The organism is Streptomyces sp. GbtcB6 (assembly GCF_019091475.1).
Classification (GTDB): Bacteria; Actinomycetota; Actinomycetes; order Streptomycetales; family Streptomycetaceae; genus Streptomyces; species Streptomyces hyaluromycini.
The window spans coordinates 92,128-107,309 of the sequence record NZ_JAGXJL010000030.1 but is presented as its reverse complement, the minus strand read 5'-3'; the positions used below and the strand labels follow the sequence as shown (position 1 = coordinate 107,309).

The following is a 15,182-nucleotide window of genomic DNA, read 5'->3' as shown; positions in this document are numbered from 1 at the left end:
AAGCCAGTGAGATCCGGGGCCGCCCAGAACTTCTGGATCCGTGGGTGGCGGAGCCGTGCCCACGGCAGCGGCCGACGGCCGCCGGGACGGTGCAGGCGGTACGCACGGACCGCGAGTCGCTCGGCCCTGCGCCCGGCTCGATGCTGCGGCTGTCGGCCCCGCGTCCATGGTCCCGCAGATCGCCATGGACGCACTCGACAGCGCCGTCATCGTGCCATCAGGTGAAGCACTCGTACACCGTCGACCAGGGTCGTACGTCCTTCGGCGCGTCAGATCTCAAACGTGGTGTCAGACCAACGAACCAGCCGCCACATGAGGTTGAAATGGGCTCAGTGATCACACAAAGCCGCCGAGTCGTCTATTCCGGTTCCACTCGCCCCCAAAAAACATCCACCAGCAGAATGTTCCGCTCGGCTCCATGGCGCCCGAATATGTAAAGCAATGGCCGGAAAATTCCCCACATGCTTGATGGTTGTCATGAGCGGTACTACACTCCGTTCATGTCGGACACTGTTCTTCCCACCCCATTGTTGGAAGTACTGCCGAACACTTTCCTGAAGTGCGAGTTCCTGCATCCCGGCCGGAGCCACAAGGCGCGAGTGGCGCGTGCGCTGATTGATGACGCCGAGCAGCATGGGATGATCGCACGCGGCGGGAGAACGGCATTGATCGAGCGGACCGGGGGAAATCTGGGAATCGGTCTTGCCATTGAGGCCAAAGCGCGGGGGCATGAACTTGTACTGGTCACCGACCCAGGGTATTCGAAGATCAAGAAAGAGATTGCAGCCCGCCTGGGCGCGAAAGTGATAGATCGAGGTGTCACTTACCCGGGCTGCGCCGACAACGAGGCTGCCGTCCAGTTGATCCTGCGCAGTACGCCAGGGCGCTTCCACTACCTGAACCAGTTCGGCAATCCGGCGAATCCCGCGGCCCATGAGCAGGGAACGGGCGCGGAGATCCTCGCGCAGTTGATCGGGCGCGGATACGGGCGCAACACAAGGGTGACGCTGGTCAGCGGCCTCGGCACGGGCGCGACCGCGCGGGGTGTCTCCTCGGCCCTGCGGCATTGGTTCCGTGAGGTGGCGGTGATCGGAGTCGAGCCGCCGGACTGCGATCTCAAGGCCGACCGGCACGGCAGCCACGGACTTCAGGGATTCGCGGTGGGACAGCCCGCCCCCTTCTTCCCGAGCGGGGAACTGGATCAGATAGTTCCCGTCACGGACGCCGAAGTCGCGGCGGCCGGGACGAGGCTCTTCCAGGAACACCGGATGTTCGTGGGCCCGACCAGCTGCGCCAACTTCGCGGTCGTGCTCAAGACGATCCCAGTGTCCGCAGAGGACGTTCTCATCTCCTTTCTCTACGATCGAGGAGAGGACTACGAGTGAAGGACGCCGTGCCGATCCGCCGGATCTGGGCGGACGTCAGGAAAATCCTGCGCCCGGTGGGCAAGGAGCTCGCACGCGGCGGGCTCACCTTGGCGGCGGCACAGGAACTCATGGCCGATATCCCGCTGAGGGTGCTGGAGGACCTGTACGCGCTGGTCGCCCGGGATCCGGCGGCCAGGTCGAGCCCGGTCTACGCATACGAGAGCTACTTCAGCTTCCACGCGCTACTGGCGCATCGCGTGGCCCACGAACTCCACCGGTTCGCAGTGGCCCCGACGCAGGACCACGGGATCCTGGTCGCCGCCCGGCGCATAGCGGAGTCGGCCAAACAGGAGAGCGGCGTGGAGATCCACCCGGCGGCCGTCATCGGCAGCCGCGCGGTCATCGATCACGGATACGGCACGGTCATCGGCGAACAGGTGCGAATCGGCAATGACTGCTACCTGCTACAGAACGTCGTACTCGGTAGCAGGTCGATCAGGAGCGATCCGGCGCAATGGGCGGGCCGGCGGCATCCACGGATCGGGGATCGAGTGGAGATCGCCGGCAACGTGTCCGTGTTCGGTCCGGTGACCATCGGCGACGACTGCCGCATCGAGTCCGGTGCCCGGGTCACCACAGACGTCCCCGCCGGGTCCAGGGTCCGGGTCGTCTCCGTGCTCCAGGTGACCAGTGCCGGGGTGAGGAGCGTGGAGCATGCGGCTGATCCCGCTCACTGACGACGAGTTGCGGGCAGGATCCGGGCTGAAGTGGGGGCGTGCCCCGGACGGCGTCATTCCGGCGGACATCGCGGAGCTGGACTTCGCTGTCGCTCCGCCGATCCGTGCGGTGCTGTCCGCAGCGGTGGACCGGTCCGACTTCGGCTATCCGGACTATACGGGTGGGGCACCGGTGCGGCTGGCAGAGCTGTTCGCCGACCGTACCCGGCGCCGAATGGGCTGGTGTCCGCACCCGGGGAGGGTGGAGGTCTGCGCACAGGTCGTCCAGGCCCTGTGCTGTGTCATCCTCGCCTTCACCCGAACCGGTGACGAGGTCCTCGTCCACAGCCCGACCTACCCACCCTTCACGGAGGCGATCCGGTCACTCGGGCGCCGTCCGCTACTGCTGCCCGTGGGGAACGTCGCCGACGATGAGGCAGCCGGCGCCTGGGCCCGAGTGGAGCAAGCCGCACGGTTACGCCTCATCGTGCTCTGCCAGCCGCACAACCCGACCGGTCACGTATTCGACCGGAACACGCTGGAGGTGCTCGCCGATCTGGCAATACGCCATGACGCCGTCGTGTTCGCCGACGAAATCCACGCGGAGATCGTCTACGACGATACGGAATTCCACTCGATCGCTTCCATACAGAGTGCCGCCGAACGTACAATAGTATTCACATCGGCTGCCAAAAGTTTCAATATCGCCGGACTCCGCTGCGCCGTCGGCCACTTCAGCAACGACGAACTCCTGGCGCGATTCCGGACGCTGCCGTGGCATCTGCGCAGCGGGGCCGGCGCGCTGGGCCTCGCAGCCACGATCACGGCCTGGGAATCATGTGACGACTGGCTGGATCAACTGAGATCACAATTAAGCATCAACCGAGCCAGATTGACAGAATTCATGTCGCATTTCAGGCAGGTTCGGTTCACGCCTCCATCCGGAACCTACCTCGCCTGGCTGGACTTCCGGGCCACCGGAGCCGGATACGACGCTCACCACTTCCTAGCAAAGACCGCAATGATCTCCCTCCAACCTGGTACCGTCTTCGGCACCTCTCTGGAAGGGTTTGTCCGATTCAATTTCGGCACATCAGACGCACGCCTTGATTCATTACTGGAAAGACTTGGTCGCGCGCTCGACACGTGCGGCGGGAAAGGATAAAAAATGAAGGTCATCGGTCTCCTCGGCGGTATGAGCTGGGAGTCGACGGCGTACTACTACCAGGAGCTCAACCGGGGAGTCCGGGAGCGCCTCGGCGGCCTGCACTCCGCCCCCTGCGTGGTGCACTCGGTCGACTTCGCCGAGATCGAGGAGATGCAGGCGGACGGTGACTGGGTACACGCCGGGAAGTATCTGGCCCAACGCGCCCACCAGTTGGAACTCGCCGGCGCAGGGTGTGTCCTGATCTGCACCAACACCATGCACCGCGTCTACGACGCCGTCCAGGAGGGACTGGGCATCCCCGTGCTGCATCTCGCGGACGGGACCGCGGACGCTTTGGTGCGAGCGGGGGTGCAGAGGGACGCGCCGCAGGGCTCGCTCTACACGATGGAGCAGGACTTCTACCGGGACCGGCTCACAGCCAGGGGGCTGGACGTCCTGGTCCCGGAGCCGGAGGAACGCGCCAGCGTCCACAAGATCATCTATCACGAGCTCTGTCTCGGCCAGGTCCTGGACTCCTCCCGGGACGTGTACGTCCGGATCATCGAGTCCCTCGCCGCGCAGGGAGCCCAAGCCGTCATCTTCGGTTGCACGGAGATCGGGCTGCTGCTCGATGAGCACACCAGCCCGCTGCCGGTCTTCGACACCACCCTCATTCACGTTCAATCGGCTCTGGACTGGGCGCTCGGCACATGACTGCGCGGGCGCGCACGGAGCCGCTCGACAGGCTGGACGCCACCCTCGGGTCCCGTTCCGGCCTCCGGCTGCGCCTCGTGTGTCCCTCGCAGGAATTCAGCGCGAAGGAGATGTCGTTCGGCATCGGCCGCTGGCTGTCGTCCTCGCGCGGACTGTGGGAGTCGTTGCGGGTGGCCGCCGAACCCGACCTCGCCGTGGTCATGCTCCAGGCCCCCGCGGTCGGCGCGGATGTCGAAGACTTTCTCCTCGGGATCGTGCCCTCCGATCCCGCCACCGCCGCCGACCGCCGAGCGCGGCACGCCCTGGTGGAGATCGACGACGACGGCGACCGGCACCTGAGTGAGAAGGTTCTCGACGACCCCGGCCTCCTGCGGCGCCTGGCCCGGACCGTCACACTGGCGCGGCGCGCCGGGCACGTCGTCGAGGGACTGGCGTGCTTCGCCTCCAGCCCTCGGATGACGGCTCTCGCCCACGCCCTCGGCACCGATCTGCTCGAAACCGACGCCCGGCTGCTCGGCTGGGGGCACAAGTCGGGTGGCCGGCAGTTGTTCCGGGCGTCCGGGGTGCCCCACCTGCCGGGTTCCTACGTCCCCGACCACGACGTGCCGTCCCTCGCCGCCCGGCTGGCGGGGCTGGTGCGCGTCCACGGCTCGGGGCGCTGGGTCGTCAAGGTCGACCACGGCTTCGGCTCCGGACACGGCAATGCGTTCGTCACCGTCGGCAGCGACCGCCAGTACGACGTCGAGCAGGAACTGCGCACCTCCCTGCGGCCGATGGGAGCGGGGGTGTGCCGTACGGAGTTCCTCTCCTGGGTCGCCGAGGTGGGGGCCGTCGTCGAACGACACGCGGGAGACGTCATCGGCCATCCCAGCGCCCTGGCACACCTGAGCCGTACCGCGGGCGTGGAGTTTCTGGGTGTGCACGACCAACTCGTGGGAGCTGCAGGCGACTTCCTGGGGTGCCGCTACCCGGCGCGACCCGAGTACCGCGACGCCGTGGAACGCGAAGCCCTCAAGGTCTTCACGGCGCTGGCCACACGCGGCGCCTCGGGCCACGTCGGCGTCGACTTCCTCGTGGCCCGCTCCCCCGCGCGCCTCTACACCACCGAGGTCAACCTCCGGCAGACGGGCAGCACTCATCCCCACCGCACCGTACGGACCGTCCTGCCACTCGACCTCCGCACACCGGGTCGGCTGGCCACCCGTGACGGCCGTGCCGTGTGCTTCCACGCGACCGACAGCGTTCTGTCCCCGACATGCCGCGGCGTCTCCACCGCGTCCCTGATCGCGGCACTGCGCGCCTCACCCCGGTTGTACCTGGACCGCACGGCGGGGCGGGGCGTCGTGCCGCATCTGTGGCCCGCCCTGGGGCGGTTCGGGAAGTTGGGGGTCACAGCCATCGGGCGATCGGCAGCGGAGTGCGAGCAGCTGGTCACCGAGTTCGGTGAACTCCTTCACGACTTGGGCCAGTCCACCGCCAGGAGCAGTCGGCGCCCGTCATCTCCGTAAGCCCGCGCGGATCGGCTTCACCGACGGCGGCCCCCACGTCGCAGCATCTCCCTCGCGCGCAGGGTTCGGGGGTGGTCGGTACCCAGCGCCTCGGTGAACCCGTCGAGCACAGTCCGTAGTGCGGCCTCTGCCTCGGTGACGGCGCCGAGGGAGTAGAGAACCGCCGCGTGGTTCGAGCGGGCGGACAGCGCCGAGGGGTGCAGCGGGCCCCGCCGTCGTACGAACCCCTCCAGCGCGGCCCGAAGTTCGGATTCGGCCTCGGCGTACCGGCCGAGCGCGTGCAGGACGACACCCAGGTTGCCCCGGCTGGTCAGGGTCGAGGAGTGGCCGGGGCCCAGCACCCGTCGGAATCCCTCCAGGACGACACGTTGTTCGGCCTCTGCCTGAGCCGTCTTGTCCAGCGAGAGCAACAGCGCCGCAAGGTAGTTACGACTGGTCAGCGTCGACGGGTGATCGGGCCCCAGTAATCGGGAGAACGCCTCGATCACCGATCGGTGCTCCTTCTCCGCCTCCGGCGCCCGGCCCAACGCCTGGAGCACGACGGCAAGGTTGCACCGGCTGGTCAGGGTCGAAGGGTGGTCGGGGCCCAGCACTCTCGCGAAGTCGTCGACGACGCAGCGATGTTCGCGCTCCGCCTCGGCAACCTTGCCCCGGGCGTGCAGGACGACCGCGAGGTTCTCCCGACTGGTCAGAGTTGATGGATGGTCAGGGCCGAGCACACGCGCGTACCCCTCGTACACGCTGCGGTGCATCCGTTCCGCCTCGCCCAGCCGCTCGACGGCATGCAGGACGAGCGTCGGGCTGCCGCGGCTCGTCAGAGCGTCGGGGTGGTCGGGATCAAAGACCCGGGTGCTGGTGTCCAGCACCGCGTGATGCTCGGCCTCGGCGTCTTCCAGTCGGCCCAGTGACCTCAGGACAGCGGCGGTGTTCGGTGTCCCGTCCGCCGTGCCGAGCAATCGCTCGTACGCCGCCAGTACCGCGCAGTGCTCGGCCTCGGCCTCGGCGACCTGCCCGAGGTCGTGGAGCACGAAGGCGTGGTTGTTGCGGTTGGTGAGCGTCGCGGGATGGCTCTCTCCCAGGTCGCGCATGCGCATCACGCTGACCATGCGGTGCTCCGCCTCCGCCTCCTCCAACCGGTCCAGGTCGCGCAGCACGAGGGCGAGGTTGTTCCGGCTTGCCAAAGTGGCGGGATCGTCCTCCCCGAGTATCCGTAACCGGGCCTCGAGGACGGCCCGGTGCTCGGCTTCGGCCTCCCGCAACCGACCCAGCACCCGCAGGACCGCGGCGTGGTGTCCCCTACTGGTCAGGGTGTCCGGGTCGTGTTCCCCGAGCGAGGCGATCCGCGCGTCGCACACCCCCTGGTACGCGCTCAGCGCGATGGCATACCGGCCGTGCGCGCGGGCGATCGTGCCGATCCGCATGGTGTCCGCGGCATCCGCGAAGCGGAGCGCCGTGGTGAGGACGGTGTCGGAGACCGGCGACGTCGTCTCGTCCACAAGGTAGTCGTACACATCGACCATGTCCGGACCCAGGGGCGTGAGCAGCGCCGTCGTGGTGCGGACGTCCGTCGCCCACTCCCATGCCTGTGCCACAGCCTCGCCCGGGAACGGCGTGCCGCCGCGCTTGGGCAGGTAGTGGACGGCCAGTTCCTCCAGCACGGCGCGTGGCAGGGCGGCCGTGACGCCTGCCCGGCGACAGTCCACCGCGGCGGACACCAAGGCCGCACCGCGCACGTGCTCCCCACCGTCCCGGGCCGCGTGCCACAGGTGCAACAGCTCGGGGCCGGCCGACAGGTACTCCGCGATGCCGAACCGGTCGGCGTGATCGAGCGCGGCGCCGATCCGCGGGTCCCAGGTGCGGGTCGCCGCCCGGTCCCGTTCCGCTGCGGAGAACATCCTCGGCAAGTCGATGCGATGGGCCAGTGCGAGAGCGTCGAGCACATCGCGGTTGAGGGGGCGCGAGCCGTTGTCGGTCCGCAGATAGCTGTCCAGCTCGGACGCCCTGATCGTGGCCAGTACGATCCGGTGCTGGCCTTTCGTGTCGAGGAACCGGGTGAGCAGGTTCCTCGACAGTCCGCCGTCCCCGAGGAACCTCTCCAAGTCGTCCAGCCACAGCACCGCGCGTGGCCTGCCCGCCGTCTGCTCGATTGCGTAGGGCAGTGTCGTCCGCGTCTGCGGCGCGATCAGTGTGTGCTGCGGCAACGTCGCCGCGAGCCCCTCATAGGCGGCCCTCGACTTTCCCGCCGTCGAGTCCCCGACGATCAGCACGAACGCCCCGGCCGCCGCAAGGTGTTCGCGCAACTCGTCGTCGATGTCCCTGGGCACGTACGGCGGCTGGCTCGTTGTCGTCCGGCTCGTGCTGCGACGCGCCGTATGGACCCCGAGCCAGGTCGGCTCGGCCACGTCGCGGACGACGGGCAGTTCGCCCCTCGTGGTCAGACACCCGTCCCGCACAAATGCCGCGTTCTCCCGGTCCCTCTGGAACCGCTGGAGCAGTCCGTCCTTCCAGAAACCCGCGAAGACCGCCGCGACCGCCGCCAGTCCGACCGCGCTCGCGGCGACCGCCGGTGACGTGAGTTTGGCCGCAGCAAGGATGCCTGGCAACGCCACCATGACGGCGGCGCCCGCGACCAGCAGCACAGGTTTGATCTGCCTCGCCATGTTCCCCCCGTACCGGAATGGGCGCCAACTTCAATATGCATGAATAAAACATCGCCCGACTTTCCTGGCTAGGGTGTTGACGGGGTCGTCTCCTGATATTTCCGACGCTCGCTTCTCACTACCCTCACGAGAAGTCCCGACGCGCAGGAGATTCCTCGAACATTCGATCCCACGCGGGAATTTCAAGACTTTCGATCAGGCACGCGGAGAAATCCGAGAGCCGCCCCTCCAGATAGCCTCGGCCGCGCCCTTCTCGGGAATCGACGACACTTCGGCCTTGCCCAGCAATTCAGACCGTCCCCCGGTGTCGCAGTCCCCAGCTTGATCCCGCCCGGCAGCCACTTCCTCCGCCACGAACCGCCGCAACGCATTGGGATCGCCGTCGATCAGTACGCTGCGGCACTGTCCCCCGGACCCCGGGCCCACCGGCAACAGACCCAGGGCTGATGCGTTCTCAGGCTGCGAGATGAAACAGGCCGAGCACGTGCTCGGTCCGATAGTGGCCGGCGGTAGCGGTGAGGTTCGCCCAGTCGGTTCGGCGAAACCGCCCAGCAGCCGCCGGTCAGGGGAGCGCGGTGGCGGTACGGCGGCCACCTGTGACGCGAAGAAGGTCCAGTTTCCCCGCGTCGCTGCTTCCGGTCGCTGCCGTGTAGGTGACCATGCGCAGGTCCGCGCCGGGCACGATGAGGACGTCGCAGTCGAGCAGGATGTCGCCGATCTCCGGATGCCGGATCGTCTTGCGGTCAGTCGTGTGCGGGGTGGCGGTCGTCTGCGTGGCCCAGTGATGAGCGAAGACATCGGATATTTCTCGCAGTTCCTGCACGAGACGATCGAGCTGGGCGTCCGCGGGATAGCGGGACACGGCGTCCTTGAGGTCGGCGACGACCGACGCCTCGAAGGCGTCTGGTCCGCGCTCGGACCGGACGGGAAGTGTCGAGGCGTGTGCGGCGCCGTTGCCGAAGAGTGCGCGGGCAAGGTTCCGTTCGGCGGTCGGGATGACGGCGGGGTCGCCGTGCAGGGCGCTCCACATGGTGTTCCACCACACCAGGGTCCAGTCGGCGGTGAACACGCCGATCGGGACGTCGCCGAGGCGCGCGGCGAGCCGTTGGATCCCCGGGGGCACGTGGGTACTGACCGTCCCGTCCCGTGGCGGCAGGAGCCTGGCGCTTCGGTACAGCTGGTCGCGCTCGGCGCGGGAGAGCTGAAGGGCCCGGGCGAGGGCACCGACGACCTGGGCCGAGGGGCTGGTCGCGCGTCCCTGTTCCAGGCGCAGAACGTAGTCGACGGAAAGCCCGGCCAGCTGCGCCAGCTCCTCGCGGCGCAGTCCCGGGGCACGACGGCCGTCCGTCACGGTGAAGCCGGCGTCGGCCGGGGAGAGGCGGTCACGCCAGGCGCGCAGGAGTGCGGCGAAATCGGAGCGGGAGGCAGCCATGGGTTCATTCTCGCCGTGCGGCGCCGCATCAGCCTGGGTACTGCCGGTCCTAGTGACGGGGACGGCGCTGGTTGGCGGTGGCGCAAGCGGCGAACGTGGGGCTGCGCCCAAGCCGGGCGACATCGGCTGACCAGTGAAGGAGCCTTCCATGAAGCACACCATCGTGATGACGGGCGCGAGCCAGGGGATCGGCCGCATCGCCGCGGAGCACATCCTGCGCCAGTTGCCGGGTGTGCACCTTCTCGTCGTCGCCCGCGGATCCTCCGGCGCACAGCTCGCTGCGGAACTCGCCACGGGCGGGAACACGGTCTCGCACATCTGGGCGGACCTCGGCTCGCTGGACAGCGTCCGCTCGGCCGCCACCGAGATCCGCGTCCGGCTCGACCGCGGTGACCTGCCGCCGCTGCGCGGCTTCGTGGGCAACGCGGGCATTCAGTACACGAACGCGCTCACCGAGGGACCCGACGGGTTCGAGTCCACCTTCACGGTCAACGTCCTCGCCAACCACCTGTTCGTCCGCCTGCTCCAGGACCACTTCGCCGCTCCCGCCCGGATCGTGATCACCGCCAGCGACACCCACTTCGGCGACTTCAAGCACAACATGGGCATGGTGCCCGGCCCGGCCTGGAAGTCCCCGGACGTCCTCGCCCGCACCGGCGCCTTCCCCAAGCCGGACACCGCGGTCGCCGGGCGCACCGCGTACTCGACGAGCAAGCTGGCCGCCATCTACCTCGTGCACGAGTACGCGCGCCGCCTGCCGGCCGGAATCGACGCCGTCGCCTACAACCCGGGCTTCGTACCCGGCACCGGCCTCGCCCGCAACGCAGATCCCGTCTCCCGGTTCGCGATGCGCCGCATCCTGCCAGCGATGGCCCTCACCCCGTTCGCCACCAGCCGCAACGCGGCGGGCCGCTACCTCGCCGACGTCGTCCTCGGCACGACCCAGGCGCCGACCGGCTCCTACGTCGACCGCAGCCGTGCGGACCGCTCGTCGGAGGAGTCCTACGACGAGCGGCGTGAAGGCGAACTCTGGGATGCCGCTGAACGGCTCACCGCGGCGTGAGCATCCAGGGCGGATGCGCTCTCAGGCGACGTGATGAGCGGTTCACCCCGATAGATCGAGCAGTGAGCGAATGGCCCGGCTGGCAGCAGTGAACGTGACTCCTGATGATCAAGGTTGTCGAAGCCTTTGATCACGAACAGAGGTCGCGTTCGCGTGTCATCCTCCCTGATCGGTGTCCTGCGGCGCCACTGCGCAGACATCGACTCCACCTGCCCGGATCCGGAACCGCCGCAGCTCACCTGCCTGGCGGACGTGCTGGGCCGGGTACCCGATCCCCGACGGGTCCGGGGCCGCCGCTACCGCCTGGGCTCCCTGCTCACACTGTGCCTGGTCACCGTCCTCGGCGGAGCCACCTCACTGGCCGCCATCGCCCGCTTCGCCGCCAATACCGACTGCAACCTGCGTGAACGGCTCGGGCTGACTGCCGGCACACCGAACGCCTCCACGCTGGGACGGCTCCTGGCCCGCCTGGACGGCGACGCCCTGGACGACGCGGTGGGCGCCTGGCTCGCCCGGTACACCGCCGACCCGGTCGACGAACCGGGCGACCGGCTGATCGGCCTGGCCGTCGACGGCAAGACCGTGCGGGGTCTCGCACCGACATCGGCGCCGCACACCTGCTCGCCGCCGCGCTCCACGCCTGCCAGACCGTGATCGTCGAGCGCCGAATCGCCGCGAAGAGCAACGAAATACCCGCCTTCGCCCCGTTGCTGGACCGGATCGACCTGCGCGGCGTGGTCGTCACCGCCGATGCGATGCACACCCAGCGCGCCCACGCCGAGCACGTCGTCACCACCGGCGGCCACTACCTCCTGGTGGTCAAGGGGAACCAGAAGAAGCTGCGCAAGCAGTTGCGGCGCCTGCCCTGGCAGCAGATCCCGCTGCAGCACCGCACCATCAAGGCCGGACACGGCCGCCGTGAGATCCGCCGTCTGAAGGTCTGCACCGTCCGTCCCGGTCTACTCTTCCCGCACGCCGTCCAGGCCCTGGAGATCAAGCGCCGCCGCACCCACCGCAAGACTGGCAAGGCCGAGACGAAGACCGTCTACGTGATCACCAGCCTGCCGCCCGAACAGGCCGACCCGGCAAAACTCGCCGAACTCATCCAGAATCACTGGTCAATTGAGGCCCCGCACCACATCCGAGACGTCACCTATGGCGAGGACAACTCACGCATACGCACCGGCACCGCACCCCGCGCCATGGCCACCCTGCGCAACCTCACCATCGCACTCATGCGCCAAGCAGGCTGGACCAACATCGCTGCCGCAGCCGATCACTACCGGTCACGCCCTCAGCACGCGACCGCCATGCTCCGTATCACAGCCTGAGAACGCATCACCCCTGGCAACAGACCCGCCTCACGGACCGGTTGCTCGGCTCCACACACAGCGTTTCGAAGTCCTCGTCCAGCGACATCCTCGACGCCTGCTGACGGAGGCGGGGACAGTGCTCCTCGCCGACCAGCCAGCCCGCACGCCGCACCGCCGCCCGGCCCGCAGGTGCCCGCCGTAGTGCCCGCAGCGGTCGCGACGCGGTGTCGCGACCGCTGCGGGCAATCCGTGAGCCGCAGCGCACATGACCTTCGCTACCGCGAGGTCGATACTGATAGACAGCCACGTCAGCATTCACCCAGCACCGGTCCGGGCAGAAGGTGCCGCCAGTCGCCTCGGACCGCCAAGATCGACGAACGGCCAGAACCCGCCCTGAACAGGAAAGACGCCGGTCAGAGAGTTAGGCTTCTTAGGAGACAGGCATGAAGATGCTGATCAACGTTCCGGAGACCGTGGTGGCGGATGCGCTGCGGGGAATGGCGGCGGCTCATCCCGACCTCACCGTGGACGTGGAGAACCGGGTGATCGTCCGGCGGGACGCCCCCGTCGCCGGGCAGGTCGCGCTGGTCTCGGGCGGCGGCTCCGGGCACGAGCCGCTGCACGGCGGATTCGTGGGCCCCGGGATGCTGACGGCCGCCTGTCCGGGCGAGGTGTTCACGTCCCCGGTGCCGGACCAGATGGCCCGGGCCGCCGCGGCCGTGGACAGCGGGGCCGGGGTGCTGTTCATCGTGAAGAACTACACCGGCGACGTGCTCAACTTCGACATGGCCGCCGAACTCGCCGAGGACGAGGGCATCCAGGTGGCGAAGGTGCTCGTCAACGACGACGTGGCCGTCACCGACAGCCTGTACACCGCGGGCCGGCGCGGTACCGGCGCCACCCTGTTCGTCGAGAAGATCGCCGGCGCAGCCGCCGCCGAGGGTCAGCCGCTGGACCGGGTGGAGGCCGTCGGGCGCCAGGTGAACGAGAACTCCCGCAGCTTCGGTTTCGCGCTGAGCGCCGTCACCACCCCGGCGAAGGGCACCCCGACCTTCGATCTGCCGCCCGGCGAGCTGGAGTTGGGCATCGGCATCCACGGCGAGCCGGGCCGGGAGCGGCGGGCCATGATGACCTCCGGCGAGATCGCCGACTTCGCGGTCAACGCCGTCCTGGAGGACCTGCCCCCGCGCAACCCGGTCCTCGTCCTGGTCAACGGCATGGGCGCGACCCCGCTCCTCGAGCTGTACGGGTTCAACGCCGAGGTCCAGCGGGTGCTCGCCGAGCGCGGTGTCACCGTTGCCCGCACACTGGTCGGCAACTACGTCACCTCCCTGGACATGGCCGGCGCCTCGGTCACGCTCTGCCAGGTCGACGAGGAGCTGCTGCGGCTGTGGGACGCACCGGTGAGGACACCGGCGCTGCGCTGGGGGATGTGAGCGAGAGAGACAGCACCGACCCGCGTCCGTACCGCAACGCAAGGAGATCCAGTGCTCGATGCCGACTTCTTCCGCCGCTGGATGGCGGCGACCGCCGCCTCCGTCGACCGCGAGGCGGAGCGGCTCACCGCCCTCGACTCCCCCATCGGGGACGCCGACCACGGCAGCAACCTCCAGCGCGGGTTCAAGGCGGTGGTCGCCGCGCTGGAGAAGGACGCGCCCGACACCCCGGGTGCCGTGCTGACGCTCGCCGGACGCCGGCTGATCTCCACGGTCGGCGGCGCGTCCGGGCCGCTGTACGGCACGCTGCTGCGCAGCACCGGCAAGGCGCTGGGCGACGCGGCCGAGGTCAGTGAGGCCCAGCTCGCCGAGGCGCTGCGGGCCGGGGTGGACAAGGTCATGGCGCTCGGCGGGGCCGCGCCCGGGGACAAGACGATGATCGACGCCCTGGTGCCGGCCGTCGACGCGCTCGGCAACGGTTTCGGGGCGGCGCGGGCCGCCGCCGAGCAGGGCGCCGAGGCGACGATCCCGCTGCAGGCCCGCAAGGGCAGGGCGAGCTATCTCGGCGAGCGCAGCATCGGCCACCAGGACCCGGGCGCCACCTCGTCGGCGCTGCTCGTCGCGGGACTCGCGGAGGCGGCCGGTGAGTGACGACAAGCTGGTCGGGATCGTGCTGGTGTCGCACAGCGCGCAGGTCGCGGAGTCCGTCGCGGAGCTGGCGAAGGGGCTGGCGGGTGGCGCCACGGCGGTGCCGGTCGCCCCGGCGGGCGGCACCGAGGGCGGCGGGCTCGGCACCAGCGCCGAGCTGATCGCCGCCGCTGCCGCGTCCGTGGACCGGGGCGCGGGGGTCGCCGTCCTGACCGACCTGGGCAGCGCGGTGCTCACCGTGAAGGCGCTGCTCGCCGAGGGCGACGAACTCCCGGAGGGCACCCGGCTGGTGGACGCCCCGTTCGTCGAGGGCGCGGTCGCCGCGGTCGTCACGGCGGCCACCGGGGCCGACCTCGGCGCGGTGGAGGCGGCGGCCGCCGAGGCGTACACCTACCGCAAGGTCTGAGACCCCCTAGGCGAGCCCCTCCGCCGCCACCGCGAGGGCCGAGCGCATGGTCGCCGTGAGCTCGGCCTCCGCCGTGGCGGGGTCCGTGGTCTCGTCGGCGACGCGCCAGGCGTAGTGCTCTACGGCCGCGCGCAGTGCCGCGTTGAACATGGCCGCCTGGATGGTGGGCCGCAGGTCGTCGGCGGGCAGCCCGGAGCGTTCGGCGAGAGCGCGGGCGAACGCCGGTTCGGCCTCGTCGTAGGACTGCAGCCACTCCGCGCGCAGGCCCGGTTCGCCGCGGGTCAGCCGGACCAGGGCGCCCATGGTGGCGCGGTCCGGGCCGCGCACCAGCCGGCTGTCCGTCGGTACGGCGTCCTCGAAGGCCTCCGCCAGCGGCTGGCCGGGGCGCCAGGCGCGCAGACAGTCGGCGACGGCCTCGATGCCGGCCACGAACAGCGGTCGTACGCAGGCCTCCTTGCTCGGGAAGTAGCGCCACACCGTGCGCGCCGAGACGCCGACCGCCTGCCCGATCTGCTCGCCCGTGGTCGCGGCCACCCCCTGGGCGACGAACAGGTCCACCGCGGCGCGGGCGATCTCCAGTCTGGTCTCGGCCTTGCGCTCCTCGGTCAGGGGCGGTCGTCCCGTGCGTCCCCCTGCGGTCATCTGTCCCTCCGGTGCCGGTGACTGCTGTACCGGGATTCTCCCCGAGGAGCCGGGTGGCGGAAAATTCCCACCGCGACTTTATGTCACTCGAAGACATTAAGTCGTATGGTGTGACCGCGCCGGGCGCAGT

The 15,182-nt window shown here is 69.3% G+C and carries 14 protein-coding genes; 11 read left to right on the top strand and 3 right to left on the bottom strand.

Annotation, left to right across the window (positions count from 1 at the left end):
• Positions 1 to 500 precede the first annotated feature (500 nt).
• The 5 genes from KVT45_RS37555 to KVT45_RS37535 are packed head-to-tail and all read left to right on the top strand — an operon-like array spanning position 501 to position 5,452.
• Positions 501 to 1,385: a PLP-dependent cysteine synthase family protein gene (locus KVT45_RS37555; protein WP_217553665.1), complete on the top strand. Its 885-nt coding sequence runs from the start codon at positions 501 to 503 to the stop codon at positions 1,383 to 1,385.
• Positions 1,382 to 2,104 carry a serine O-acetyltransferase gene (locus tag KVT45_RS37550; RefSeq protein WP_217553664.1) on the top strand — a complete coding sequence of 241 codons (723 nt, stop codon included), beginning with the start codon at positions 1,382 to 1,384 and terminating at the stop codon, positions 2,102 to 2,104. The genes KVT45_RS37555 and KVT45_RS37550 overlap by 4 nt, the downstream gene beginning before the upstream one ends.
• Complete coding sequence (locus tag KVT45_RS37545) at positions 2,082 to 3,248, top strand: MalY/PatB family protein (protein ID WP_217553663.1); 1,167 nt, start codon at positions 2,082 to 2,084, stop codon at positions 3,246 to 3,248. The genes KVT45_RS37550 and KVT45_RS37545 overlap by 23 nt, the downstream gene beginning before the upstream one ends.
• A gap of 3 nt (positions 3,249 to 3,251) precedes the next feature.
• A complete protein-coding gene (locus KVT45_RS37540; RefSeq protein WP_217553662.1) occupies positions 3,252 to 3,944 on the top strand; it encodes an aspartate/glutamate racemase family protein in 693 nt (230 codons plus the stop codon).
• On the top strand, positions 3,941 to 5,452 hold the full coding sequence (locus KVT45_RS37535) for a hypothetical protein (protein ID WP_217553661.1): 1,512 nt from the start codon (positions 3,941 to 3,943) through the stop codon (positions 5,450 to 5,452). Before KVT45_RS37540 ends, KVT45_RS37535 begins: the two co-directional genes overlap by 4 nt.
• Positions 5,453 to 5,469: 17 nt before the next feature.
• Here the strand turns inward: KVT45_RS37535 and KVT45_RS37530 are convergent, their stop codons facing one another.
• Together KVT45_RS37530 and KVT45_RS37525 are read right to left on the bottom strand one after the other, a co-directional pair.
• The gene (locus tag KVT45_RS37530; protein WP_217553660.1) at positions 5,470 to 8,112 is read right to left on the bottom strand and encodes a tetratricopeptide repeat protein; all 2,643 of its coding nucleotides are present in this window, start codon (positions 8,110 to 8,112) and stop codon (positions 5,470 to 5,472) included.
• Between the two features lie 562 nt (positions 8,113 to 8,674).
• Positions 8,675 to 9,544 (bottom strand): helix-turn-helix transcriptional regulator, encoded by an 870-nt coding sequence (locus KVT45_RS37525; protein ID WP_217553659.1) that lies wholly within the window; start codon positions 9,542 to 9,544, stop codon positions 8,675 to 8,677.
• A gap of 148 nt (positions 9,545 to 9,692) precedes the next feature.
• Here KVT45_RS37525 and KVT45_RS37520 point away from each other — a divergent pair, with 148 nt between their 5' ends.
• The 6 genes from KVT45_RS37520 to KVT45_RS37495 all read left to right on the top strand — a co-directional run bounded on the left by KVT45_RS37520 (position 9,693) and on the right by KVT45_RS37495 (position 14,410).
• A complete protein-coding gene (locus tag KVT45_RS37520) occupies positions 9,693 to 10,607 on the top strand; it encodes an SDR family NAD(P)-dependent oxidoreductase (protein ID WP_217553658.1) in 915 nt (304 codons plus the stop codon).
• A gap of 153 nt (positions 10,608 to 10,760) precedes the next feature.
• Positions 10,761 to 11,261: a transposase family protein gene (locus tag KVT45_RS37515; RefSeq protein WP_217553657.1), complete on the top strand. Its 501-nt coding sequence runs from the start codon at positions 10,761 to 10,763 to the stop codon at positions 11,259 to 11,261.
• On the top strand, positions 11,258 to 11,938 hold the full coding sequence (locus tag KVT45_RS37510) for an ISAs1 family transposase (protein ID WP_217553656.1): 681 nt from the start codon (positions 11,258 to 11,260) through the stop codon (positions 11,936 to 11,938). Before KVT45_RS37515 ends, KVT45_RS37510 begins: the two co-directional genes overlap by 4 nt.
• Positions 11,939 to 12,363: 425 nt before the next feature.
• Complete coding sequence (dhaK, locus tag KVT45_RS37505) at positions 12,364 to 13,356, top strand: dihydroxyacetone kinase subunit DhaK (RefSeq protein WP_217553655.1); 993 nt, start codon at positions 12,364 to 12,366, stop codon at positions 13,354 to 13,356.
• Between the two features lie 51 nt (positions 13,357 to 13,407).
• Positions 13,408 to 14,007 (top strand): dihydroxyacetone kinase subunit DhaL, encoded by a 600-nt coding sequence (dhaL, locus tag KVT45_RS37500; protein ID WP_217553654.1) that lies wholly within the window; start codon positions 13,408 to 13,410, stop codon positions 14,005 to 14,007.
• Positions 14,000 to 14,410, top strand: a complete 411-nt coding sequence (locus KVT45_RS37495; protein ID WP_217553653.1) for a PTS-dependent dihydroxyacetone kinase phosphotransferase subunit DhaM — start codon at positions 14,000 to 14,002, stop codon at positions 14,408 to 14,410. The genes dhaL and KVT45_RS37495 overlap by 8 nt, the downstream gene beginning before the upstream one ends.
• Before the next feature lie 6 nt (positions 14,411 to 14,416).
• Here the strand turns inward: KVT45_RS37495 and KVT45_RS37490 are convergent, their stop codons facing one another.
• Entirely contained in the window at positions 14,417 to 15,052 is a 636-nt protein-coding gene (locus KVT45_RS37490) for a TetR/AcrR family transcriptional regulator (RefSeq protein ID WP_217553652.1), read from the bottom strand.
• Positions 15,053 to 15,182 lie beyond the last annotated feature (130 nt).

What these genes read in the sequence shown, in the direction of transcription:
- KVT45_RS37520 (WP_217553658.1), top strand. Translation starts at nt 9,693, where the DNA reads ATGAAGCACACCATCGTGATGACGGGCGCGAGCCAGGGGATCGGCCGC.
- KVT45_RS37535 (WP_217553661.1), top strand. Translation starts at nt 3,941, where the DNA reads ATGACTGCGCGGGCGCGCACGGAGCCGCTCGACAGGCTGGACGCCACC.
- KVT45_RS37540 (WP_217553662.1), top strand. Translation starts at nt 3,252, where the DNA reads ATGAAGGTCATCGGTCTCCTCGGCGGTATGAGCTGGGAGTCGACGGCG.
- KVT45_RS37490 (WP_217553652.1), bottom strand. Translation starts at nt 15,052, where the DNA reads ATGACCGCAGGGGGACGCACGGGACGACCGCCCCTGACCGAGGAGCGC.
- KVT45_RS37525 (WP_217553659.1), bottom strand. Translation starts at nt 9,544, where the DNA reads ATGGCTGCCTCCCGCTCCGATTTCGCCGCACTCCTGCGCGCCTGGCGT.
- KVT45_RS37555 (WP_217553665.1), top strand. Translation starts at nt 501, where the DNA reads ATGTCGGACACTGTTCTTCCCACCCCATTGTTGGAAGTACTGCCGAAC.
- KVT45_RS37530 (WP_217553660.1), bottom strand. Translation starts at nt 8,112, where the DNA reads ATGGCGAGGCAGATCAAACCTGTGCTGCTGGTCGCGGGCGCCGCCGTC.
- dhaK (WP_217553655.1), top strand. Translation starts at nt 12,364, where the DNA reads ATGAAGATGCTGATCAACGTTCCGGAGACCGTGGTGGCGGATGCGCTG.
- KVT45_RS37545 (WP_217553663.1), top strand. Translation starts at nt 2,082, where the DNA reads ATGCGGCTGATCCCGCTCACTGACGACGAGTTGCGGGCAGGATCCGGG.